This is a genomic window from Microcystis panniformis FACHB-1757 (genome assembly GCF_001264245.1).
GTDB classification, from domain to species: Bacteria; Cyanobacteriota; Cyanobacteriia; order Cyanobacteriales; family Microcystaceae; genus Microcystis; species Microcystis panniformis.
Genome location: NZ_CP011339.1, coordinates 4,132,272 through 4,156,308, shown reverse-complemented (window position 1 = coordinate 4,156,308; position 24,037 = coordinate 4,132,272). Strand labels below are relative to the sequence as shown.

The window sequence follows — 24,037 nt, the reverse complement described above, 5'->3', positions numbered from 1 at the left end:
AAAGAACACAAAGTCAAAACAGATAGGGTTTGCTGAATAAATCTAAAAACCTTGTTGGGTAAGACTTTTAGACCTTTTGTCAATCAAAAAGTACCAGATATGGGAGTGATCGGGGGTAAAATTGGGTGCATCTCATTTTTGTAAATCTACTGAGTTGGTATTTTTAAAGGGAAACTATCTTCTAAAATTGGTCATCACTTCCGATTTTATCGCTCAATCCAAGCCTTTGGGGGTTCTACCCCCCAAACCTACCGTTGGGGTCGTGGCGCCGCCCCCAAACCCCGGAGCGCATTAGTTTTTCGGTGGGATGCTTACAGACAGCCGCTGATATATCTGTAATAATTTAAGAGTCACTGATAATTGCCGATTGCCGGTATTTCTGCAAATGTGAGATGGACTCATCAGTTATCATTTATCAGATGCGAGTTATCAGTTCACTGATTACTGTTTACTGAACACTGAAAAAAAGCTCCCCACTTTCCACTATCCTATTAAACAGGATTGAGAATGACTAACTATTTTCTCATCGGTCAGAGCGAGGTAAAATTATAGATTATGGAATCACCGATCGAACGTTTTCGACTATCTCAAACCGCCAAAGATAGCCTAATAAAATTAAAACGCTACACCAAAATTGACCAATGGAATATCCTCTGTCGTTGGGCTTTTTGTCGTTCCCTTGCTGAACCGAGTCTCCCCTCTCCCGTTCCCATTCCTGCCGATAGCAATGTAGAATTATCTTGGAAAGTATTCGGGGGAGAAATGGCCGATATTTTCTTAATTGCCCTCAAACAACGTTGTCATCAAGACGGATTAGGAACCGATAAAGAAACTCTAACTCAACAATTTCGCTTACATTTACATCGCGGGATCGGTTATCTTGCCGGGGATGCCAAGCTAAAGAAAATCGATAATTTAATCGAATTAGAGAGAGAAAGTCTCAGAGAATCTTAATCAAGAATGATCTGTTTTCAGGGGGAGCGCATCTCAAACGCTATTGACAATTGGCCAATTTTGTGATGGTATAGCAGTTTTCCTCAGGATGAGGCATGGGCAAGGGGCTTAAGCCCCTTGTTGGCAAAACTTGTCGATACCTCAGTAACGTGAAAAGCGCTATATTTAAAAGAGGGCGGCTATCGGGGGATGAGAAAAAATGGAAAATTTAATCGAGGAAGCACTAAGCCATCGAGCGATTAATCATCCGTATTTACTGGCTTTAGAAAAAGGAGAATTTCAACATATTGATGAAGTTCTGACAGACTTTGCCAGTCAATACGGAGCTTATAGTGACTGGTTTTCCCGTTATTTAACAGCAGTAATATCAAAGCTAGAAAATCCCACTCATCGAAATCACCTGCTGAAGAACTTAGCTGAAGAAAACGGACATCTACACGATGAAGATCTCGAAGCAATCCGTAAATTAGGTATTAAGGACGAGTGGGTACAGGAAATTCCTCACCCACAGTTATTCAAGCGTTTTCAAGAAGCGATGGGAGTAGATAGCACGCAAACGCCTTGTGTTGAAGTGGAAATCTGGCGTGAATCATTCCTATCGCTGCTCCAGAATGGAAGTTCACTCGAAGCTATTGGAGCCATAGGTTTAGGGACTGAATCTGTGGTTAAATTTATCTACAAACACATTATCGAAGCGATTAAAAACCATACATCATTATCCTTGGAGCAATATGTATTTTTTCCTTTACATACAGAAGTGGAGGATGAACACAGCTTGACTTTAGTTGAGATTGCTAAGGAATTAGCCAGCGAAAGCGAACAGGCTGTTCTGGAATTACGGAAAGGAATGTTAAAAGCCTTAAATCTACGTGCTGCTTACTGGGACAATATGTATGAACGTGCGTTGGCGCTAGATAAATCTTTGACATCATCAGACCAACTCAAGATTGTTACGCTTTTCACTAAAATGATTAAAGGCAAAAAGCTGTCTAATCAGGAACAGGAACTTTTATTGCATCAAATCAATGATGTGCGTATTGGATTGACGGAAGACTTATCTACTGTTCCAGTGGAAAAACTACTACCCGGATTGAGTTCACTTTTGCTATACGGGATGCAAACGGAAAAGCACAAGGAAGAAGTTCTGAACTTGTTAAATTGGCTTGAAAATCCATCTGGTGAATGCCAATGCTCTCCAACAATATTAAGGCTTGCATCACAACTTTACCATGATTTTCAAACGCTGCGACTGGGAGCATTGACCGAAAAAATTAATGAACAAAAAAGCTTAACTTATGTCCAAGAAGGTAAAGAGCTTATTTCAACAATCAGCGCCAGCAACTTAGAAGCTTTATACAACAATAAGGTCGATAAACTCAATATTGATTTTAACGTATTTCGCCTGCCATTTGCTCTAGAAGTTTTAGATGCACGCCCAGTTATAGTCAAGCCAGGAAAGGCGAATGAAATGCACAAACACGCACATGAAACCGTATTTGTATTTCTTCAGGGTCAAGGAAAAGTTATTGTTGATCAATACGAAAACGAAGTCGAACCGGGTACTTTTGCTGTTATTCCCCGTTGGTGTGTGCATCAATCTGTGAACTTAGGAGAAGAAGAGCTAATTTTTCTGGCGATAGCTGATTTCGGATTAACTGGCAAAAGTTTTATGGGTAATTACTTACACAGTGCTAGACTAAAACAAAATTAGTGCAAATTTTATCCCGTTAGATAGGTATGAAAGCAACACAAGAAACCAAAAAACTTTACGACGAAAGCGCAGGAGACTGGAAACGAGTAGAACCGATTTTGCTTTCTGATTACTCCGCACGTCCCTTTGTCATTGATTTATGTGAACCGATTGTCAACAAGAATATATTAGATCTAGGCTGTGGGGAAGGTTATGTAGGAAGAGAGTTAATTAACCGAGGCGCTCAATCTGTTCATGGGATTGATATTTCATCGCAAATGATCGAGCAGGCCTTGATTCAAAAAAACGAGCATCAGATTACTAATGCTTCCTATGAAGCTGGTGATATTCGTGATTTTGCGGTCACTGAGTCCGAACAATACGATTTAGTTCTGGCTATGTTTCTGTTCAACTACTTAAATGTTTCAGAAACTATTAGCACGCTGCAGAAAGCCTACCAACTTTTGAAATTCGGTGGCTATTTCCTGTTCGCCGTCCCCCATCCCTCTTTACCTTTTCTGAAAAAAGATAAGTTTCCCTTTTATTTTAAACCGAAAGCTGGCTATTTTTCCGGACGCAATCAATTATTCCCCGGTGAGATTTGGCGCAGAGATAGAAAAGCCGTCGCCGTGCAATGTGTTCATAAAACTATGGAAGATTACTTCACATCTCTTCGTTTAGCAGCCTTCACAAAAATGCCAGAAGTTTATGAACTAAAAATTAATCAGAAACATTTAGAACTAGACCCAGAATTTTTTACTCCGCTTATTGACCTTCCCCTTCACGTTGCCTTCAAGATTCAAAAATGATTATACCAATTTCCGATCCTAATATTTCATTACTGATTTGGAAAAAATTGCCCGATCCTTCTCAACTATTTTTTCATTTACCCAAATCATTAGTCTTGGATTTACTAAAAAGAAGCAATCAGAGATGGCTTGACAAACCCAACGAAATAGGACGGGAAACAGTCAATAAAAATCTTGATTTTTTCCTACCGTTTCGTGAGAAATTGCTCCAGGAACCAGGAATAATTATTTTTCGATTAGATTCAGCATTAACAGAAACAGAAATGCGGTTAATTTATGCTTTTATTTCTCGCATTTTTGGACTGCTAAACCACCGCTATGGCTATTTTTTTGATGTAATCGATCGAGGAATGGATTACACTAAAGAAGCTATACCCGTTTCGATGACGAATGCAGAAACTGGCTATCATACCGATAGTACAGACAAAAACTACTTCCCTGATATTGTTGGCTTACTCTGTCTTGCTGCTGCGGATGAGGGAGGAGATTCCCTAGTAGTAAACGCCGCCAATTTGTATCAATATTTCTGGCAAAACCATACAGACCTAGTTTCCTGTCTCTACGAACCTTTGGCGAGGGATGTGATTACACCGGGAGAGATTAATTCTCAAGAAGCTATTCAAAAGAATAATTTCCCCTTATTCTCAACAGATTCTCGGGGTCTGGTTTTTCGTTATATGCGGTACTGGATTGAAGTTGCTTACTCCAAACTAGAAATAGCGCAACCGGAAGCTATCACAAAAACACTTGACATAATCGACAACTTTTTTTCAGAACCGGAAAATACAGTCCGCTTCAAAATGAAAAAAGGTGATGTATTTTACGTTAATAATCGCTTTTTATGCCACAATAGAACCGCTTTTAAAAATTCAGGAAAACCTCGACAAATGGTGCGTAGTTGGATTAACCTTTAAACAAAATACGTCCCAGCGAGAAAGTGCATCTGTCAAGGTACAGATTACTATGACCTCAACCTCCTTGTCACCCCTTCAGTGGTTCAAACTCACCTTAAAAAACTTTTGGTCGGCCTAAAGTAGTGATATAGATAACCGCTTCATCGGAGGGAATTCCTAACACTTCATTAACTTGATCATCAAAAAAACCACCGATACCACTAACCCCTAACCCCAGATGAATAGCTGCTAAATTTAATCTCTGTCCCAAATGACCCGCATCTGCATGAAGATAACGATAGACTCGATCGCCGTATTTAGCCACTGCTTTTGACAGATCCGCCGTATGAAAAACCACAGCAGCCGCATCCCGTCCCAAATCCTGACCTAAACAGAGATAATGTAACTCTTGCCGGAAATTTTTAAAGCGAATTTGCCGCAATTCTTGAGCTTTAGGAGCATAATAATAACAGCCTTCCTCTAATCCAGTTACTGCCGAAACAGCGATAAAAGTTTCCAATAAGTCTAGATCAAAATAATCGGGATTGGGATCGAGATTTTGGTCGGCATAATCTTGGGGTTGATAGGTAAAATGCAGCAGCGCTCGCAATTCGTCTAAACTGAGACTAGCACCACTATAAGCGCGGGTAGATCTGCGTTTAAGCATCGTACTTTCCAGATCGATTAAATCTTCCCCCCAATTGACGGGACGGGATGTCACGGAAACTTTTAGACAAAAAGGAAAATTATATTTATCTTCCCAATTAGAGGGGGTAATATTTGCTTCTATCTTCTCATCTGTGGCTATGATAGTCGCTCGGTGTAGAGAGTTTAATAATTCCCCCTCGGCAATTTTGGGATAAAGAGTCGTGGTTGCCGAAGGGAGTGCCGTGGTACTAGGGGGGAGATTTTGTCGGATATTGAGCAGATCTGCCAAAGGAATCACCGTCATGACACTTTCTTTCTCGGAATCAAGATAAAGCAATTCATTCATCTGACTATCGTTAAAACCACCGATTAAATGAGCGCGATAGTCATTAATCGAGGCTGATAGCTCAATATTGCCCAATAAATGCCCTGTATCTAGGAAAATACGCCGATAAGCTCGATCTTCGTAGCGCCAAGCGGATCGATAAAAAATGGCACTGGTAACTAAAGCGATATCGGTATTTTCTAAAACAGGATTCCAGAAACAAGCAGATTGCAGGTTCGTCCAGACATCACTTTCCCAGAATAAAAGCAGCGAGTGACTTTGACCTTGATAACTGTAGAGACCGGCGGGTAAAAATTCCGTACCACGGGAGATCAGATAAACCTCGGCGGGGTATAATCCACCAGCAGAGGGTGCGGAACGCAGGTACAAGGGACTACCCATAGTGGCGATTTTGGCAGTTAAACCATAGCTACAGCCCAAAATTCGCGATATACGTCGCCAAAAGTCTCCTTTTTGGGGAACTGCTTGACGGGAGAGGTAGGGTTTGAGATCGAAAGTCTGACCGATTTTGTATTCTTTGAAGGGATAGGGTTGTTGACTCCAATCAAGACCTTTACTTTTTGAGGCGATCGTCTGGGGGTCGTATTTGGTCCGCTCGTGGTAGTATTGGGCGATCGAGATTGGCTGATCTGGCATGATAAAGATGGGCTGTCTAAGCTTTACTTTTTAGTTTGACATACTCCCACCCCTAGAAAACGGGTTTCTGAAAGAAACCCGTTTTCTAAATACTCCCCTCTCCCACCCCCCTGCTCTACGATGTCGGGTAGGGTTGATTCATGAATCAACCCTACCCTTGATAAGGGGGGTGGGGGGTTGGGGGTGAGGGTAATTAACCATATCTGCCATTACTTTAGAAAAATAGTATAACTGCTATAATTATCCCATAGCGGCTCAACCCAGAGAAATTCGACGTTATGTTACCAGTGACGGCAAAGTTCCCTTGGCCCAATGGCTCGATTCTTTGCGGGATATTAAGGCTAAAACTAAAATTGCTCAACGCCTAAACCGGGTTAATTTAGGTAACTTAGGGGATTATAAATCAGCTTTGAGCAGGAGTTTATGAACTACGAATAGACTATGGTTCTGGTTATCGCGTTTACTTTGGACAAATCGGAACAACGATTATCTTACTCCTGTGTGGAGGAGATAAAAAAACGCAAGCTAAAGACATTGAAATAGCCCAAAAATATTGGCAAGACTATAGGAGCCGAGAAAATGCCAGTCAGTGATAGTTATCATGATTCCCTGATCGAATCTCTTAAAGATTCCCATTATGCAGCAGTTTATCTGGAAACTCATCTCGAGGGAGATGAATATGAATTTGAATCAGAATTACTCAGACTCGCGTTCAATCACGTCCTAGAAGTCCTTGGCCCTCAAAATCTAACACCAGAACAAATCAAAATTCAGGCGCAGCAATTGGAAGAACTAATGCAAAAACCTGCACCTGAAGCCATGAATCAACTAACCTCCTGGCTTCAAGCTTTAGGATTGAAATTAACGATAATGATCGCTCCAAAAATGCCAGAAATAAATCATGAAAATGACGCTGTTAGTTCAATCAAGATTACAGGGTAGTTTGTAGGTTGGATTGAGCAATTTAATACTTAACCCAAGTTGCTAGAGCGTAGGGTGCGTGTTTGCGGCTATCAATTTGGTCAAAAAAACAAAATTAAAATTCGCCGTAACGCACCACCTCTGTCATCAGGGACGACTACTTCGTGCCAGGTATCAAAAACCCCTAAAAAAGAGAGAGGAAACCCGCGTCTCCTCTCCCTTGTAGGCATTATTTCCTCGCTTTGCGGACAGCACCTCCTAGCATTAAACCGCCCAGTGTGATATAACCAAGAAGGCTCGTGGGTTCGGGGACCGAAACGGGCGCGGGCGGGGTCGGTACAGTCAAGATGCTGGAGAGACCATACATTCGGAACACTTGAGAATAATCCCCATCCCCAGCATTTATCCAATTGCCATAAGTAGCACCACTATTTCCATAATTACTATTAGGGTAGAACGGGGAAACCCCACCCAAGGGGGAAGACTGCAATAAGTAGTCATGCAAAATTAATTACCTGCCCGATCGAGCTAAAACCCTTACGGGGCAATGATCGTCATGTGTAAATAATTTTGCCTAGGTACTTACTGCCCCTGAACCATCGGATAGGGAGCCAGTCCAAACATCACTAATGCTCGATAAATCATTAGGTGTTGTATAGATTGGTAAGTTGATCTGACCATCCCACAGATCTGCATTATTGTTGGCGATCAGGTTGCCATCAATGGCGTAGATGGGAACACCCGTACCCGTAGATGGATTAGTACCCGTATTATCACGGGCATCAACTGACGCGGTCGAACCGATCGCCTTCCAAGTGGTCGTCAGTCCAGCAGCATTCAGAGCAATTGCGAGAGCTGATGTTGGTGTTACATCATTAGTAACAAAGGTATTGTAGTCGTTGATGTCGGTGCTTGTTGCATTCCGTGTGCTGTCAGTCAAAAACACCAAACGATACTGAGCGCCGGGAGCCAGAGATGGGGGGACGACCACCAAAGCAGCTTGTGCTGCACTAGCCGTTACCAGAGTCGCCAGGGCAACTCCAGAGACAATTCCGAGTTGTAATTTCATCAAAAAGGGTTAATGGTAGATGATTTGAGTGCCTGACATTTAGATTTGGGTTAAGGGATAGGGCAACCCAAAACAATGACCAGCGAACCTAACAGTCAAGAGGATACACACTTCCCCCCCCACATTGTATTAAAAGCTACAATTTAATAAATATTTACATTCCTCTCCCCCAGGGCTGACGCTTGCTAGAATGAAATCCCGCTTGATTTGTGGTAATGAGACAGTTTATGTTAGATTTTCATCTATCTGTTCAGCCTGAAACGGAAAAACGCCTTAAAAAGATTTTAAACTCTATCAAAGATCAAGAAAAATTTGCCCAAAGCATTATTGATTATCAGATTGCCGAATTACAAAAAAGCAATTTGAATCTAAAATTAGATTTAGCAGCTCTGGAAAAACAATATCAAATGACATCCGCAGAATTTTATCAGCAATTTTCTTGCGGTATTTTAGGAGATGAATCGGATTTTATAGTTTGGTCTGGACTATATGAAATGCTTCTTCAAAACGAGGCTAATCTCCAAGAATTAAAATGATTGAGGCCTATTTCTTGCAAATCGAACAAACCATTCGAGAATTTCCAAATGTGAGATATTTATCACTGACCAAGAAAATTTATAACGCAAGTCAAGGTTATATTAATGGTTCAATTATTTTTGAGAATAATCATCGCTTAGACTTTATTGAAGTAAAAAATACTGACACAAAACCAAAGATCAAATATCGCTATCATTACATGAACGAATCTCAAACTATGATCTTCCGTTATGATAAGCTTAGACGCACTTACATTGCACTTTAATATCCTGGAACGCCTTGTAGATAGGGATACGAGTAGGAAACTTAAATGCGTCTAAGCTTAATGCACCCCATCATGTTGAGATTGCCACTTTCCCCCATCATAAACACGAGGTTGATGACATCAAAGAAAGCCTTGAGCCAAGTCTTGAGGAAGTGCTTTTAGAAATTGCAGAAAAACAACGAAATATAAAACCGTAATTTTCCGTTAGAATTAGCAGTTTATTGTAGGTTGGGTTGACGCAAGGAAACCCAACAAAGAGTAACGAGAGAGTCAAAATAGCGATCACCGATTCAGACAGATTTGGCGATTGGGTGTTGGGTTTCTACAGTAATCACAGTTACAATGTTTGAGAGGTCTGAGTGGTAACTGATAACTGATAACTGATAACTGAAATGACTACACCTAGCTTCACCATTCCCCAATCTGACCCTCCCCTTTCCTCCCGGCAATCCTTGCCGACGATGTACGATTTACCTAGTGACAATCCACTGGAACCCGGTTTGCCTGACGAATTTCACCTATTACAACCTCAGTTATTACTGCTGACTTTCCAGCCTCCCAACTGGGAACCAGACCTAGTTTTTAGTGCCGCTGACCTCAACCTTTACTACAATGTCAGACACCCCCAATGGTACAAGCGTCCCGATTGGTTTGGGGTGGTTGGTGTTCCTCGCCTCTACGATGGCCATGACCTGCGCTTAAGTTATGTGATTTGGCAGGAAGGGGTTTCCCCTGCGATTGTGGTGGAATTATTGTCTCCAGGTACGGAAAATCAAGATTTAGGAGAAGAACTACGCCAACCAGAAGAACCGCCAACTAAGTGGACAGTTTATGAACAGATTTTGCAGGTTCCCTACTATGTAGTTTTTAGCCGCTATACTAACCAACTTCAAGCGTTTGAACTGGTAGATGGTCATTACCAACCCGTGACTTTAGTGGAGGGACGCTTACCGATTCCTCCACTAGAATTGAGCTTAGGTTTGTGGCAAGGTTCCTATCGGGGAATTGAGCGGCTATGGTTACGCTGGTTGACGCTGGAGGGAGAGTTGATTCCCCTTGCCGATGAGGAGTTAATTGCGGCTAAACAAGAGGCTTCTGCGGCTAAACAAGAGGCTTCTGCGGCTAAACAAGAGGCTTCTGCGGCTAAACAACGAGCAGAACAACTAGCGGCACGATTGCGGGAATTAGGGATAGATCCTGAAACCTGAAGCTAAAACCCCCCCAAAAAAGAGAGAGGAAACCCGCGCCTCCTCTCTCTGGGACATTATTTTCTCGCTTTGCGGACAGCACCCCCTAGTAGCATTAAACCGCCCAGTGTGATATAACCAAGAACACCCGTGGGTTCGGGGACACCCACAGCAGAAGAAGCGACGGTGAACAAATGCCGAGAGATTTTTTGAGATTATTCATACATCGAATAATTTGCTCTACGAATAAAGTTATGTGTAGATTTTAGAAGCAATTTGATTGAAGTCAAGATAAAACTAGGGGATTTTACTCTATCATTGCTTATTTTAATTTTCGATGTACCTACACCCTACTAGACTACTGGTCTGTCAAAGTTGGAAATTGACGGATACAATTTAGTTAATTTGATCCGAGCATCGACCGTAATAAAATCTATGGAAATTATCGCTGTTTTACTGGGAGTTTTCGGTTTAGGGACAGGTGCGGGTTTATTAGTCATCCGTAACTATTACCACATCTGTCAACCGAGTGAAGTCTTAATTTTTGCCGGCAGTCGTCGTCCCACGGCCACGGGCAAAACCATCGGTTATCGTTTGGTAAAAGGGGGCAGCAGTATTCGTTTACCTATGCTAGAACAAGTGTATCGAATGGACCTGACCAACATGATCATCGATCTCAGGGTGGTTAATGCCTATTCTAAGGGCGGTGTGCCGTTGATCGTCACTGGGGTGGCGAATATTAAAATTGCCGGGGAAGAACCGATTATTCATAATGCGATCGAGCGTTTATTGGGCAAGAAACGCAAGGAAATTGAACAATTGGCTAAAGAAACCCTAGAGGGCAATTTGCGCGGTGTCTTGGCGAATTTAACCCCAGAACAAGCGAACTCCGATCAGATTGCTTTCGCTAAAAGTCTCCTAGAAGAAGCGGAACAGGATCTGGAAAAATTGGGTTTAGTTTTGGATAGTTTGCAGATCCAGAATATTTCCGATGAGGTGCGTTATCTGGATTCGATCGGACGGAAGCAAAAAGCCGAATTACAGAGAGATGCCCGGATAGCAGAAGCAAAAGCCCGAAAAACATCGATTATCAAGGATTCCGAGAATCTACGCCTAACCGCTTTGCGTCGTATCCAAAAAGATTTAGAAATAGCCAAAGCTGACGCAGAAAAACGGGTGCGCGACACTCAAACTAAGCGCGGCGCCATGATTGCCGAGGTAGAATCGGTGGTTATGTCCGATTTAGCTAAAGTACAGGCAGAAGTGGCGGTACAAACTGCCCGAATTAAGCAGGTGAAACAGCAATTACAAGCAGATGTGATCGCCCCGGCGGCAGCGGAATGTCAACAAGCGATCGCAAAAGCCCGGGGGGAAGCAGCCAAAATTATCGAACAGGGGAAAGCGCAAGCGGAAGGAACCAAAAAATTAGCGGCCTCTTGGCAAGGAGCGGGAAATAACGCTAAAAACATCTTTTTATACCAAAAATTGGAGTTATTGCTGAAATTAATGGCCGCCAGTGTACCAGAATTGCAGGTACAAACGGTGACGGTAGTGGACGGTGGTGATAGTAATCTTGTCCCCAAAATGACTGCCTTTGCTGAACAATTGCGTCAAGCTACTGGAGTCGATCTGGTACAAATGGCTAATCGCCTAGCACAAACCGAGCCATCTGTCAAGAGTTCAGTGATCAGTGATCAGTGATCAGTTATCAGTTTTGAGTTTTAAGTTTTAAGTGAGCAGTGTGTATTAAGTGATCATCATCAAATGGCAGTTTACTGCTGTCTTTTTACTGTTCACTGATTACTGTTCACTGATTACTGTTCACTGTTCACTGATAACTGATTACTGTTCACTGATAAGTACCTAGGCAAAATTATTTACACATGACGATCATTGCCCCGTAAGGGTTTTAGCTCGATCGGGCAGGTAATTAATTTTGCATGACTACTTAACTGATTACTGTTCACTGATCACTGATTACTGTTCACTGATAACTGATTACTGTTCACTGATCACTGATTACTGTTCACTGTTCACTGATAACTGATTACTGTTCACTGATAACTGATTACTGTTCACTGTTCACTGATTACTGTTCACTGATAACTGATTACTGATTATTGTCCACTAGAATGTTAATCAAGTTTGGAGACCACCACCATGGATGACTTAATTAATGATCCCTCCCCTTATCCCCAAGACATAGAAATGACGCGGACTCCCCCTGGGGAACAGTGACGGTATTGGAGGAAGGTCCCCGGTATCGCATCAATCGCATTGTCATTAAACCCGGCCATCACATGAGTACCCAAATGCACTACCATCGCAGTGAACACTGGATTGTCGTCTCCGGCACAGCGCGGGTAATCTGTGATGAAAAAGAAACTCTCCTCAAACAAAAAGAATCTACATACGTTCCCATGAATACCCGTCATCGGGTGGAAAACCCCGGTTCTATTCCTCTGGTGATGATCGAGGTACAAAATGGCGAATATTTAGGAGATGATGATATTCACCGTTTGGATGATGCAGAATAGGACAGTTTTCTCCCCTATATACTTTAGTTATTTGCCAAAATCTCGATCGTGGATGAAAAAATTATCCTAGTTACAGGGGCTGCCCGTTCTGGAAAAAGTGAATGGGCCGAATATTTAGCCAAAATCAGCCAAAAACCCGTTATTTATATCGCCACCTCCTCGGTGGATGAAAAAGATCAAGAATGGTGCGATCGCATTGAAAGACACCGGCAGCGACGTTCCCCCCAATGGCAAACCCAAGAAATTCCCCGACAATTAAGCGAAACTATTGATAATAGCCCATTTTCTCACTGTTTATTGATCGATTCTCTCGGTACTTGGGTAGCCAATTGTTTAGAAATGTCGGCAGCTGAATGGTTAGAAATCAGCGATCGATTCTTGTATTCCCTCAAAAATGCGGCGGTTGATGTTATTCTGGTAGCGGAAGAAACCGGTTGGGGTGTGGTTCCCGCTTATCCCCTCGGTCGTCTGTTTCGCGATCGTTTAGGCGATCTCTGTCGTAGAATTGGCACAATAGCAGACGCAGTTTATCTAGTTACCGGCGGCCATGCTCTTAATTTAAGTCAATTGGGTCAGTCTTTGTCGATAATTGGGCAGCAGAGAAGATGAGCAACGATTATCGCCGAGAAATCGAGAAAAATGCCACCGATCAGGGAGTATGGCAAGATGCAACCACTTTTTTTGTCACTGCTAGTAAAAGTTAGAAAAAGATCATGAGTCAAGTTAAAACCATCTCCGGACGAGCTTTACCCTTGCGAGGCAACGATATTGACACCGATCGCATTATTCCGGCTCGTTTTTTGCGTTGTATCACCTTTGAAGGTTTAGGAGAACAAGTGTTCGCCGATGATCGAGCCGCTTTACAGGGGAGTCATCCTTTCGATCTACCCCAGTACCAAGGGGCGAAAATTTTGGTAGTTAATGGTAATTTTGGTTGTGGCTCTTCTCGGGAACACGCACCGCAAGCGATTTTACGTTGGGGAATTCAAGCAATTATCGGGGAAAGTTTCGCCGAAATATTTTTTGGCAATTGTATCGCTAATGGGGTTCCCTGTGTCACTGCTGAGGCAAAAACCATCACCCATTTACAGGATTTAATTGCAGCTAATCCCGAAATTCCCGTCGATCTTTCCTTGACAACCATGACAGTAGAATGGGGGGATTTTGTCGCTACCGTCTCTATGAATGAAGGTTCCCGACAGATGTTAATAGAAGGGGGTTGGGATACCTGCGGACAGCTTTTACAAAATCTCGATCTGATTGAATCTACCGCACAAAAGTTACCCTATTTAAGTTTCGTTTAGAGAAACAATCTAGGGTGAGGGTGCGTTAGTAGTAGATTAACGTACCCTGGCAGGGATTTTGTTGGAAATGCCGCGGCTGTAAATATTAAAAAATCTGCCCTATGACTAATCCTGATAATAATCTCCAAAATATCCAAGAACCGATTTTAAACGCTCCCGAAGATGTGCGAAAAATCATCGATCGAGTTTTAAAATTGGAAAGAGATAAGTTATACCAGCGCAATCCTCGCAATATCAATGATGATGTTTTAACGATTATTAAAGAAGTAATCCAATAATTAGCTTTTAGCTATCAGGAGTCAGGAGATAGGGTGATAGGGTTTTGGGGTGATAGGGTGATAGGGATTTAGGGGTTTAGGGAAATTTCATCCAAATGCTCCACTTCCCACTTCCCCATCCCCCCACTTCCCCACTTCCCCACTTCCCCACTTCCCACTCCCCCACTTCCCCATCATCCCCTTTATATAAATATGAAACTACTATCAATAAAGTTATGTAATTTTCGACAATTTTATGGTAAGACTCCTGAGATACATTTAGCGGCAAGTTCTCGCAATACAACGGTAATTTATGGCAATAATGGGGCGGGAAAAACAACCATTTTAAATGCTTGTACTTGGGTTCTTTATGAAAAATTTACAGCAGCTTTTGCCGAACCAGAGTTATTAGTTAATAAACGGGCAATTACGGAAGTAAGTACGGGAACTTCCATAGAATGTTCCGCAGAAGTAAACTTTGAACATGAAAATAAACGCTATCAGGTAAAACGAAAATTTTTCGCCTATCAAGATGTAAATAGTAAAATTAAATACGGTTCAAATAGTTTATATATGCTCTACGCTGGTGATGATGGCAATTGGTACACACCCAATCAACCAGCGGAGGATATTATTAATCAAATTTTACCGGAAAGTTTACACCGTTATTTCTTTTTTGATGGGGAATATATTGATCATCAATTCCGCAGTAGTAGTCAAGGTAAAATCGCCGAAGATACAAAAGAATTATTGGGAGTTAAAGTATTAGATCGAGCGATCGAGCATTTAAAAAAAGCTAAGAAATCTTTACAAGATGAGCTTAAAGATTTAGGGGAATCGGATTTAAAAAAGTTATTAAAACAGGAAAGTAAAATTGAGCAGGATTTCGAGAAATTAAAACAGCGTCAGCAAGATATTATTAGCCAGTTATCCCAGCAAGAAGAATTAAAAAAAGCCGTGACTAATCGCTTACTAGAGTTAAGTGGTGCCGAGGAATTAAAACAGTTAAAAGAAAAATTAGAACAACAGGAAAGAAATCTGCGGCAAGATTTAGTCAGAACTAAGGATAAGTTAAAGAAATTAATTTCTCAGCAAGCTTATCAAGTCTTTTTAAAAGGAATTAATCAAAATTTTCAGCAATTAATCGATCGCCTACGACAACAAGGGGAATTACCCAGTGGTATCAAACAGCAATTTGTCCAACAATTATTAGATCGGAAAAAATGTATTTGTGGTCAGGAATTACAGGAAAATAGCCAAGCTTATTTACAGGTACAAGATTGGATGAATAAAGCAGGAATGGCCGATGTAGAAGAAGCGGCCATTCGCTTATCTTCCACAGTCAAAGAAATGGATAAAAAAGTCTTAGATTTTTGGCAAGAAGTGGATAATTATCAAGCTAATATTCACCAATGGCGCTTAGAATTATCTTTAGTAGAATCAGAATTAGATGAAGTGCGGGATAAATTTCGCCATTATCCCGATGAAGATATTAAAAATCTGCAATCTCGCTTAGATGCGATCGAGGATTCCCTAAAAGATTTACGCTTGGAACAGGGCAGCAATAAAAATCAACTAGATATCTATGAAAAAGAGTTAGAATCCCTGCAAAAACAGGTACAGAAACAGCAACAAAAAGAGCAAAAATATAATTTAGGACAACGACGTATTTTAGCGACTCAAGAGGCAATTAATCGCATTAGTGAGGTAAGACAGAGATTAGAAAATCAGTTTCGTTTGTCCTTAGAAAAACGGGTACAGGAAATCTTTAGCTCAATTTCTTTTACTCCCTATATTCCCCGTATTAGTCCCGATTACGAGGTAAGATTATTAGAAAATACCACAGGATTCGCGATTCCCGTGGCAGCTTCCACCGGAGAAAATCAGATTCTCAGTTTATCTTTTATCGGGGGAATTATCGATCGAGTGCGCGAATGGAGTCAGAAAAATACTTTGATGGGAATTGATAGCAGCACTTTTCCTCTGGTGATGGATTCCCCTTTTGGTAGTCTTGATCATATCTATCGTCGGCAAGTTGCGATCGCTATTCCTAAATTAGCCAATCAGTTAGTTGTTTTAGTGACAAAAACTCAATGGAGAGGAGAAGTAGAAACCGAGATTTCTCCCTATATTGGTAAAGAATATGTGTTAGTTTATAATTCTCCGAAAGCAGATTGTCAAGAGGATTTAATTAATCTTCATGGTGTTAATTATTCTCTGGTGAAACGCAGTCCTAATAATTTTGAATATACGGAAATTATCGAAGTTAATCGATTTCCCTCCTGACTGCTAAATCGGTGCATCTCACCTTTGCACAAATACAGACAACCAGCAATTATCAGTGACTCTTAAATTGGTACAAAAATATGAACAATCGCGTGTAAGCATCTCACCGAAAAACTAATGCGCTCCGGGGTTTGGGTAGGGTTGATTCATGAATCAACCCTACTCTGAATCAACCCTAGGGGTTTGGGAGGTAGAACCCACCAAAAGCTTGGATTGAGTGATAAAATCGGAAGTAATGACCAATTTTAGAAGACAGTTTCCCTTTAAAAATACCCAACTCAGTAGATTTACAAAAATCAGATACACCCTGGTTATAATAACTAAATTTTAACTTCTAATAAAACGATCAATTGCTGTGTTCATTACCCCAACACGATTGGATAATTCCACAAGTTCCGTGGTGACAATATTATAATCCCCTAAATATTTTTGGAGATTAGTTCCCTCTTTTTGATGGCCAATTTCCACTAACCTTTCCTCTCGCAATTCTTGCAAATGATCGAGGATATTTTCTAAAGTATCTTCGAGGGAAGGTAAGGGAGAAGGAGGATTATTTGCTTGCAAAGCTTGGGTTAATTGCGTCAAAGCTTGGGTTATTTGTTGCGTAAACAGACTTAGATTAGGATGGGGAGGACTACCGCGATATTGTTCCAATTCCGTCAATAAAACTGTCACTCCGCGACCAAAACGAGGAATATAATTACTTAAAGTTATTGCTGGTTCCATTTGTGGAAAAGGCGTGCTAGGATCATCAATTAATCTTTGTAGGGCCGTTTGCATAGTTGTATTTGCTCGTCGAGCTTTATTGCGATGGGAAGATAAAATTGCAGTTTGATAGGATGATTCTCCTAAATAAACTGCCATAACTGACTGAAAATATACTTGATTAGCTTCTAATGCTTTAATGGCAGCTCTGGAAAAACGTTCATCTTCATTAAACCGTAAAAAACCGAAGGAAAGTGCAAAAGCTAAAGCACTACCGATTAAAGTATAAACTATTCTGATATACTCTAAATTAATCCCGTCATTGCTGGTATCGAGACGACTGATAATTAAAGCAAAAATTGTGATAAAAAATACGGCTAAACTATAGTGAAACCGCACCAAAGTTAAAGCGATCGCTATAGAAATAACCCCAATAACTTCTAACCAGAGCGGATTATCTATAATTCGCAACAGTGCCAAAACAAAAAACGAGCCTAAAATCGTGCCAAACACCCGATTAAAAAAGCGTTGAAAAGTCAAGCTAAAATCTGGTTTTAACACAATAACTAAGGTTAAACCAATCCAAAAACTATGGGTAATTCCTAGCTTATTGTAAATCAAAACTCCTAGCGCACTTCCCAAACCCAAGCGTAAACCATGACGAAATAGGGGCGATTCTAGATTAAAATTAGATTTTAATGGTTCCCACCAAGCTTTTTCTTGACCGTACTCTTTTTCTATCCCTTCAAAGTTCCGCTGCCAGGGATTCTTTTTATCTGAAAATTCCTCGCTTTGCCGCAAATGTTGCGCTGTTTCACTGGCTATTTTTAGCTGTTTAAATAATTTTTTTAAACGATTATTTAATTGGGAAATTGCCACATAACTGCTATAATCGTCCTGAGCATTTTCTAAAACTTTAGCTTGCAGGTTTTTTTGTTGCTCGATCGCCTTGAGTAATAGCTGCAAGCGCTCACAATCTGGTTGTTTATTTCTACCCAAAATTAACCCAGCAATATCTTCGCTAATTTCCGCCACTTGCACGAGAATATCTTCTAATAAAATACCCACCGTGGTCAGTTGTGGCAAGGGATGAAGATGAAGCAATTCTCGCAGCGCAATTAAGCTGGTATTAATGCGATCGCTATCTTCAATCAAGACGATTAACAATTCCCGCAGCTCATTCTTTCCCCAACGTCCCCGACGCGTCAAGGTGACAGTTTTCCTCGAACGGAGCAACAGTTGGCGAATTTGGTCAAAATATGGCTCCTCATGAGCATTAGAACGAGAGTGTAAAGGCAAAGAACGGAGATAGGTGGCGATACCCTGAAAATTTTCCGCCGTTACCTGACGTAAAGGCTGATTAGGACGAAAAGGCCAGATAAACAGGGCCAAAAAAATTGTCCATCCCCCTCCCAAAACAGCGATTCCGGCCCGTTGTAAAGCGACGACCATATCTCCCGATGGCAAAGAAACGGCCAAAAGCAGCAATAAACTGATTACTACCCCAGCTAACGCCCCATTTTCCCCGTAAACCGTCAAATAACCCGCTAGAAACAACCCACAAAAAACTATCACTACGGTCAATCCTAGCCAAGCACTGGCTAATGTGCCGATAATCAAAGCTAGAGCCATCCCGATAGTCGTAGCGACTAGGGTTTTCGCTCTCAGGCAGTAAAGTCCCCCCACATCAGCTAAAATCAAGGTTTGAGCCGCTAAACCGACCATTAACCCCACTTCTGACCGATCTAAAATATCACCAATAATAATCGGCACTGTGATGGCTAATAAAGTCCGAATCCCCCGCTCGATCTCGATATCGCCACTAGGACGCAATAAAAAAGCAAATCGCTGAAGTAGCATATAGCACTTATCTTAATGGTGAGGTATGAGGTTTTCGTTTTCGGGAGTCAGCATTCTCCGAGTCACCTGATTAGGGAAAGATTTCTCTCCTGTCTCCTGACTCCTAACTCCTTAATTCTGCTGTATTAGGGCAGCCAACGGGGTTTAAAACCAGCGTTGAGTTCTTGAGGTAAAATTTTCGGGATGCTATTGGGACTGAATTGATCAGGAAGCGGTAATAACCAGAGACGACCATCGGCAATGCTCGACCCCTCCCCAGTGACTAAATCATTTCCGACTCCAAAGGGTATGGTTGCTAACTGATCAAATAATAAAGCCACGCCATCGGGAGACATACTCATCTGCACGTCACGATAATTAGGTAAGGCGAGCAGGGGGATCATTTTACCCGTTTTTAGCTCAATAATCGCTAAAAATGGTTCTTCTTTCACCTTGCCATCGCTGCCCATAACCAGATCGCTTTTCAGACAGTAAAGGGTTTTTTCTTGTCGCGGTTCAAATTCACAGCTAATAATCGGATTAGCTGTTCTTAATAGTAGTCTTGACTCTCCCCGATCGTTGAGCAGAAATAGCGATCGCTGATTATCCGGTTCTGATTTCACCATTAATTTTTGGCGACCATCCCGGGAAAAAGCGAGGATTTTGTCATAGGTGGGCAAAAATTGCGGTTTTCCCCCTTGTACATCCAAAGGAATCACCGCTACCCCTCCCGTTTGACTGACAACCGCTTTTTTACCGTCGGGAGATAGTAAAAAATTATCCCCTTGCATTCCTAACGGTCGCGATTGTCGATCATCGCTGATTACCCATAAACTGGCATCCCCCGGATTCCCATGATTAATTCTCTGCACGATTAGGGTTTTGCCGTTATCTGAGAGATTAAAACGCAGATTTTGATAGGTTTTCGCATCTAAAAACCTTTCTATACGACCACTGGGCAAATTTTGACTATTTTCGTCATGATTTAAACCCGTGGTAATTGTGTAAAGTTGCTGTTTTGGGGTATCTCGTCCTAAGTCAGAGCGATCGAAGGCCGAGAATAAAATTCTATCCCCCCTCGGATAGATTTGAAAATCCGTGACCACCAGATCCCCAGGGGTAAGGATGGTTTTTTTCAGTTCTGTGACGTTATTTGGCCCCTGAATGATATTACAGACGATTAAACGGCCTCTTTCCTCTTGGTTGACCCCAATATAGGCAAAAGCTCGATCGTGGCTGTAAAATTCGCCGATAAAGTCCTCACCTTGAGCAATAGGTAACTTTACTTGATATTTTTTGCCGTAGATGGGCAATTCTGTCAAAGTATAGGTCAAGCGATCTCCGGCCCAGCTAATTTTACCCGGTAAGGGAGGATTGATCACCAAGCTGGTTTCTATGTCTGAACGGTCAATCGGCCGATTAAAACTTAAAGTAAAATAATTGTCCCTAACGCCGATTTTTCGCCCTTGCCAGCTAAAATTCTCCCCTCGGGTCGGGACTTGATTTCCCTGGATCAAAATCGACGATATCGCCGCAATTAAAGCCAAAATAGTCGCTAACACTAAGCGATCGAACCAAGCTAATCTTTTCATCAGTTATCAGTTATCAGTTATCAGTTATCAGTAGTCGGTCGTCAGGAGATTGCTTTTATTTATTCTCCCATCTCCCCCCTCTACAATAATTACTCGCAACCAGAAACACCTTTGGTGCATATCATACTTTGTGCTTTTTGTCAAAAAAACTTTTTTTTTGCAACAAAACTACATAAAAAAAAGATCATCGTTGTGGGTGAAATTGACTGATTTACCCGTTTTAATTAGGATCACCTTCTAGGTTTGACAAGGGTTTCAACCATTGCTGGCCAAAAAAGCACAAAACAACCCATTATGAAATTCTATCAAATCGCTGTAACCAGCATAACATCGTTGTTAAATAAAAATATTTCTCAATTAATTCTTAAGAATTTATAAATATTGCGGAATGTTAATTTAAATATTCTCAAGTTTTTACGGTCAATAAATAATTTTTACTTATCTTTGTCCAAAATTGGGTTAGAAGTCAGGAGTCAGGAGTCAGGAGTCAGCAGATAGGAGTCGGGAGATAGGAGTCAGTAGTCAGTAGTCAGGAGTCGGGAGTCGGGAGATAGGAGTCAGTAGTCAGTAGTCAGGAGATAGGAGTCAGGAGTCGGGAGATTATTTTATTTATTCTCCCCACACCCTACACCCTACACCCCACACCCGTTACAGTAGAGCAGGAAGTCGCCTTCCCACCCCCTGCTTCAAAACCGGACTTACGACTTTCGCCGTATCCGGCTCCTGAGTAACTAGGCTACTGTCATTAGTAGAATAATAATGGGAATTATTATTTCCTTGTCTATTCAACCCTCTTGGCTGTATCCCCACCAGACAAGATTGTTGGTTTTAGGGCGTATATGACCGTTGATTGTTGCTTAGACTTCCTAGTTACCCGTCCTTTGTCAGCATATCTTTGATATTACTCAAAGCCTTGGCTTTTAAGGACATCCTCTCCCTCTATTGACTTGCGGATGGTTTCCTACTGCCCCAAACGGGCAGAGTCAATCAGGGTTACTTCGTTCCCTATAACCATTGGTTGAACCATTAGGATGATACTGTCCACAACAGAGTAACGGGAATGCCTTACTGATAGTGGTATGAGCTATCAGCCCCAACTCTGTTAACTTTTGTTTCGAGCCTGTCAGCCTTTTGGCTCGTGGGTGTTGACGATGGTTAATTCGTATCTTCGCCCCAGGGCTATCCATAGGTTCTGGCTCAACGGGTTTCTGATTTAGGCTATCAGATACCGCTTTTTTTCCTCGCTCACTACCTCAGATGTACCAAGTCTAAAGCAGCAGGAAATGCCGTCACTCTAGGCATCTAGAGGACAGGACTAAGGTTATTACTAACCCGCACCTGTATGGTTATAAAGTTATCAAGGTACTACATTTACCAAGCGGCTAATCCTCTAAACGTCTTACTGTCTAGTTTCTAGCCAACGAATCGCACCACACCCTACACCCTGACTGACGGACACAAGTGGGTCAAAACCTGACAAGACAAGGGTTGCCAAAAAGAAAAATATCTGGGTAGATAGGGAAAAAGCAAGAATCCCTACAAGATGAAAACCGAGAACAGAATCTTCTCCCAAGTTTATTCCTATCTAGAACAAGGAAGCCGATTTGTGGATAAAAGACATTTAACCGTCCTCAGTTGGATGGTGACAGCCCTACTCAGTAGTCAAAGTCTCAATCAAGCCAGATGGGAACCCTTTGTACAAAGCAGAGCCGAACAAGCCAATAGTTATCAGAGACGGTGGAATCGCTTTTGCCAGAATGGAAGAGTAGCGGTGGAAAAGATATACATCCCCTTAATATTGAAAGCCATCGAGACTTGGAAGGAGAAGGGGGAAAGACTGTATCTAGCAATAGATACCACTCTGTTGTGGAATCAATACTGCTTTGTCTATCTAGCGGTGGTCTGCGGGGGGAGAGCCGTCCCCTTGATGTGGATGGGATTAGAACATGGTAGTGCCAGCCTAGCTTTTGAGAAATACGAACCCTTGTTGGACAGAGCCAAAGGCTATCTTCAGGGCTTTGAGAATGTCATGCTGTTAGCCGACCGAGGCTTTGCCAATCAGCAATTAATTCAATGGCTCAGGAAAAATACTTGGCATTGGTGTCTTCGCTTACCTTGCGATACCCTCATTTACGGTGTTCGCCGTCGGGGTTTTGGCTATGAGGTCAGAGAACTCTATCCTCCCAAACGGCAAGCCTGCTTTGATCGCAACGTTCAAGTCTGGCAGGAGGCTAGAATCACTGCTCATCTTGCTTTAGCCTCTGTTCCAGGGGTTAAGGATAATTGGGCAATTCTGAGCGATGAACCTCCTACCCTTGACACCTTCTGGCAGTATGGTCTTCGTTTTCCCATTGAACATCTCTTTCAAGGGCAGTAAATCGGGCGTTTTTGACTGGGAACATTCTCGTGTTCGCTCTGCTGCTTGTTTAGAACGTCTCTATCTCATTGTTGCCATTTCTATTCTCTTTGCTACTTTAACTGGCATGGCGGTTCAACAATCTGGCTCTCGCCGTCAGGTTGATGCTCATTTTCGGCGTGGTTTGAGTTATTTGAAAATTGGTTGACGTTGGCTGGCGGGAGTTGTTCATAAGGCGCGTCCCTTCTTGCGACTTGACCACTTATTTTCTGTTGACCCTTTTCCCTGTTGGCTCTTCTCGCAAAGCTCGTCAGGATTATTATGGCAAAATTACCTTTTCTTTTATTCAGGAGTTTGAGGCTTTCACATAACAGTACTTGTCTTTGTATTGAAAAATGTGTCCGTCAGTCAGCCCTACACCCCACACCCCACACCCCACTTTCTTATCAGCTTTAGTAATGATTGTCATCGGTTTTTTCAATCGAATAAATAAAAACGCCCCCAAAAAGGAAGCGTTTTTTAACTTATCATGAGGACTTAGCAAAATGTGTGCAGAGTTAGAACGCGGATGTTGGATGGGGATCCAGCATCTGTTTATTTTTAACCATCGATCGCCGGCACTGTCAAGGCCATGGGGATAGCATCACCAGAAGCTAAATCGAGGGGGAAGTTATGAGCGTAGAGTAAGGAGCCAGAAACCGGCTCGCGAATACCGTCGATATCCACGGGAGGAACGGCAATAAAGACGATAATATAACGCTCTTGGAGGGAGTCTGGCAAAAGTCTTACAGTCTCTAAACTCTAGCTCTCTTATGGGGTAAGCCTTCAAGCTATCGCTAACTAACAGAAACCCGAAATTTGAGTTTTTATTAGAAAAAAAGTTAGCGATCACTTGTCAACCAAGGGTTTCAGAATCTGGATTCCGTCGGGGATTTCCGAAAGTTCCAGAAGAGCGTTAGCAGATGGTAGCGGTTAAGATCGTCGGGATCAGGATGACACCGAACCAACCTATATAGAGACGGTTATCAGTTATCAGATGTGAGTTTTTAAGTGTGCAGTATTAAATAGAGGTTTCTTAAGTAGTCATGCAAAATTAATTACCTGCCCGATCGAGCTAAAACCCTTACGGGGCAATGATCGTCATGTGTAAATAATTTTGCCTAGGTACTTACTGTCTTTTTACTGATTACTGATTACTGATTACTG

Annotated in this window: 20 protein-coding genes and 5 pseudogenes; 18 read left to right on the top strand and 7 right to left on the bottom strand. The window is 41.9% G+C overall.

Annotated elements, in window-relative coordinates; all coding sequences use genetic code 11:
• Window positions 1–555 precede the first annotated feature (555 nt).
• From dndE to VL20_RS19845, 4 genes are all read left to right on the top strand, one after another.
• Window positions 556–954 carry a DNA sulfur modification protein DndE gene (dndE, locus tag VL20_RS19860; protein ID WP_052277560.1) on the top strand — a complete coding sequence of 133 codons (399 nt, stop codon included), beginning with the start codon at window positions 556–558 and terminating at the stop codon, window positions 952–954.
• Between the two features lie 199 nt (window positions 955–1,153).
• Window positions 1,154–2,665 (top strand): cupin domain-containing protein, encoded by a 1,512-nt coding sequence (locus VL20_RS19855; RefSeq protein ID WP_052277559.1) that lies wholly within the window; start codon window positions 1,154–1,156, stop codon window positions 2,663–2,665.
• Between the two features lie 26 nt (window positions 2,666–2,691).
• Window positions 2,692–3,453 carry a class I SAM-dependent methyltransferase gene (locus VL20_RS19850; protein ID WP_052277558.1) on the top strand — a complete coding sequence of 254 codons (762 nt, stop codon included), beginning with the start codon at window positions 2,692–2,694 and terminating at the stop codon, window positions 3,451–3,453.
• The gene (locus tag VL20_RS19845) at window positions 3,450–4,367 is read left to right on the top strand and encodes a TauD/TfdA family dioxygenase (RefSeq protein WP_052277557.1); all 918 of its coding nucleotides are present in this window, start codon (window positions 3,450–3,452) and stop codon (window positions 4,365–4,367) included. The genes VL20_RS19850 and VL20_RS19845 overlap by 4 nt, the downstream gene beginning before the upstream one ends.
• Window positions 4,368–4,461: 94 nt before the next feature.
• On the opposite strand, the gene VL20_RS19840 is transcribed toward VL20_RS19845, so the two are convergent.
• Window positions 4,462–5,976, bottom strand: coding sequence for a SagB/ThcOx family dehydrogenase (locus VL20_RS19840; RefSeq protein WP_052277556.1), 1,515 nt, complete (start codon window positions 5,974–5,976; stop codon window positions 4,462–4,464).
• 247 nt (window positions 5,977–6,223) lie between these two features.
• On the opposite strand from VL20_RS19840, the pseudogene VL20_RS33855 reads away from it, so the two are divergent.
• Together VL20_RS33855 and VL20_RS19830 are read left to right on the top strand one after the other, a co-directional pair.
• Window positions 6,224–6,569 (top strand): annotated as a pseudogene (locus tag VL20_RS33855) (type II toxin-antitoxin system RelE/ParE family toxin).
• Window positions 6,556–6,918, top strand: coding sequence for a hypothetical protein (locus VL20_RS19830; RefSeq protein ID WP_052277554.1), 363 nt, complete (start codon window positions 6,556–6,558; stop codon window positions 6,916–6,918). Before VL20_RS33855 ends, VL20_RS19830 begins: the two are co-directional and overlap by 14 nt.
• Before the next feature lie 208 nt (window positions 6,919–7,126).
• On the opposite strand, the pseudogene VL20_RS19825 reads toward VL20_RS19830, so the two are convergent.
• Window positions 7,127–7,966 (bottom strand): annotated as a pseudogene (locus VL20_RS19825) (PEP-CTERM sorting domain-containing protein).
• A gap of 227 nt (window positions 7,967–8,193) precedes the next feature.
• Here VL20_RS19825 and VL20_RS19820 point away from each other — a divergent pair.
• The 4 genes from VL20_RS19820 to VL20_RS19810 all read left to right on the top strand — a co-directional run bounded on the left by VL20_RS19820 (window position 8,194) and on the right by VL20_RS19810 (window position 9,976).
• Complete coding sequence (locus tag VL20_RS19820; RefSeq protein ID WP_052277553.1) at window positions 8,194–8,502, top strand: hypothetical protein; 309 nt, start codon at window positions 8,194–8,196, stop codon at window positions 8,500–8,502.
• On the top strand, window positions 8,499–8,768 hold the full coding sequence (locus VL20_RS33075) for a toxin-antitoxin system TumE family protein (protein WP_249264819.1): 270 nt from the start codon (window positions 8,499–8,501) through the stop codon (window positions 8,766–8,768). Before VL20_RS19820 ends, VL20_RS33075 begins: the two co-directional genes overlap by 4 nt.
• Window positions 8,769–8,788: 20 nt before the next feature.
• Window positions 8,789–8,965, top strand: coding sequence for a toxin-antitoxin system TumE family protein (locus VL20_RS33070; RefSeq protein WP_369800478.1), 177 nt, complete (start codon window positions 8,789–8,791; stop codon window positions 8,963–8,965).
• A gap of 195 nt (window positions 8,966–9,160) precedes the next feature.
• Window positions 9,161–9,976 carry a Uma2 family endonuclease gene (locus tag VL20_RS19810; RefSeq protein WP_052277552.1) on the top strand — a complete coding sequence of 272 codons (816 nt, stop codon included), beginning with the start codon at window positions 9,161–9,163 and terminating at the stop codon, window positions 9,974–9,976.
• Window positions 9,977–10,032: 56 nt separating this feature from the next.
• Here VL20_RS19810 and VL20_RS29610 read toward each other — a convergent pair.
• A pseudogene (locus VL20_RS29610) lies at window positions 10,033–10,125 on the bottom strand (PEP-CTERM sorting domain-containing protein); the annotation flags it as partial.
• 265 nt (window positions 10,126–10,390) lie between these two features.
• Here VL20_RS29610 and VL20_RS19805 point away from each other — a divergent pair.
• From VL20_RS19805 to VL20_RS31885, 5 genes and pseudogenes are all read left to right on the top strand, one after another.
• Entirely contained in the window at window positions 10,391–11,656 is a 1,266-nt protein-coding gene (locus VL20_RS19805) for a flotillin family protein (protein WP_052277551.1), read from the top strand.
• A 459-nt stretch (window positions 11,657–12,115) separates the two neighbouring features.
• Window positions 12,116–12,492, top strand: a pseudogene (locus VL20_RS19800) (phosphomannose isomerase type II C-terminal cupin domain).
• 48 nt (window positions 12,493–12,540) lie between these two features.
• A complete protein-coding gene (gene cobU / locus VL20_RS19795; protein WP_052277549.1) occupies window positions 12,541–13,101 on the top strand; it encodes a bifunctional adenosylcobinamide kinase/adenosylcobinamide-phosphate guanylyltransferase in 561 nt (186 codons plus the stop codon).
• A gap of 104 nt (window positions 13,102–13,205) precedes the next feature.
• Entirely contained in the window at window positions 13,206–13,796 is a 591-nt protein-coding gene (gene leuD, locus VL20_RS19790; protein WP_052277548.1) for a 3-isopropylmalate dehydratase small subunit, read from the top strand.
• A gap of 101 nt (window positions 13,797–13,897) precedes the next feature.
• Window positions 13,898–14,074 (top strand): hypothetical protein, encoded by a 177-nt coding sequence (locus tag VL20_RS31885; protein ID WP_002737666.1) that lies wholly within the window; start codon window positions 13,898–13,900, stop codon window positions 14,072–14,074.
• A gap of 76 nt (window positions 14,075–14,150) precedes the next feature.
• On the opposite strand, the gene VL20_RS33065 is transcribed toward VL20_RS31885, so the two are convergent.
• Window positions 14,151–14,282: a hypothetical protein gene (locus VL20_RS33065; protein ID WP_260441297.1), complete on the bottom strand. Its 132-nt coding sequence runs from the start codon at window positions 14,280–14,282 to the stop codon at window positions 14,151–14,153.
• Between VL20_RS33065 and VL20_RS19785 the strand changes: the two genes are divergently transcribed.
• Window positions 14,267–16,339: an AAA family ATPase gene (locus tag VL20_RS19785; protein ID WP_052277547.1), complete on the top strand. Its 2,073-nt coding sequence runs from the start codon at window positions 14,267–14,269 to the stop codon at window positions 16,337–16,339. The two genes, VL20_RS33065 and VL20_RS19785, sit on opposite strands and share 16 nt — an antisense overlap.
• 327 nt (window positions 16,340–16,666) lie before the next feature.
• Here VL20_RS19785 and VL20_RS19780 read toward each other — a convergent pair whose 3' ends face one another.
• Window positions 16,667–18,904, bottom strand: a complete 2,238-nt coding sequence (locus VL20_RS19780; RefSeq protein ID WP_052277546.1) for an FUSC family protein — start codon at window positions 18,902–18,904, stop codon at window positions 16,667–16,669.
• 125 nt (window positions 18,905–19,029) lie between these two features.
• Window positions 19,030–20,475, bottom strand: coding sequence for an Ig-like domain-containing domain (locus tag VL20_RS19775; protein ID WP_052277545.1), 1,446 nt, complete (start codon window positions 20,473–20,475; stop codon window positions 19,030–19,032).
• Window positions 20,476–22,018: 1,543 nt separating this feature from the next.
• On the opposite strand from VL20_RS19775, the gene VL20_RS31880 reads away from it, so the two are divergent.
• Both VL20_RS31880 and VL20_RS33060 read left to right on the top strand, forming a co-directional pair.
• Window positions 22,019–22,852, top strand: coding sequence for a transposase (locus VL20_RS31880; protein WP_284525807.1), 834 nt, complete (start codon window positions 22,019–22,021; stop codon window positions 22,850–22,852).
• The gene (locus tag VL20_RS33060) at window positions 22,827–23,039 is read left to right on the top strand and encodes a hypothetical protein (RefSeq protein ID WP_052275239.1); all 213 of its coding nucleotides are present in this window, start codon (window positions 22,827–22,829) and stop codon (window positions 23,037–23,039) included. Before VL20_RS31880 ends, VL20_RS33060 begins: the two co-directional genes overlap by 26 nt.
• A 425-nt stretch (window positions 23,040–23,464) precedes the next feature.
• Here the strand turns inward: VL20_RS33060 and VL20_RS19765 are convergent.
• Window positions 23,465–23,587, bottom strand: a pseudogene (locus VL20_RS19765) (photosystem II q(b) protein); the annotation flags it as partial.
• Window positions 23,588–24,037 lie beyond the last annotated feature (450 nt).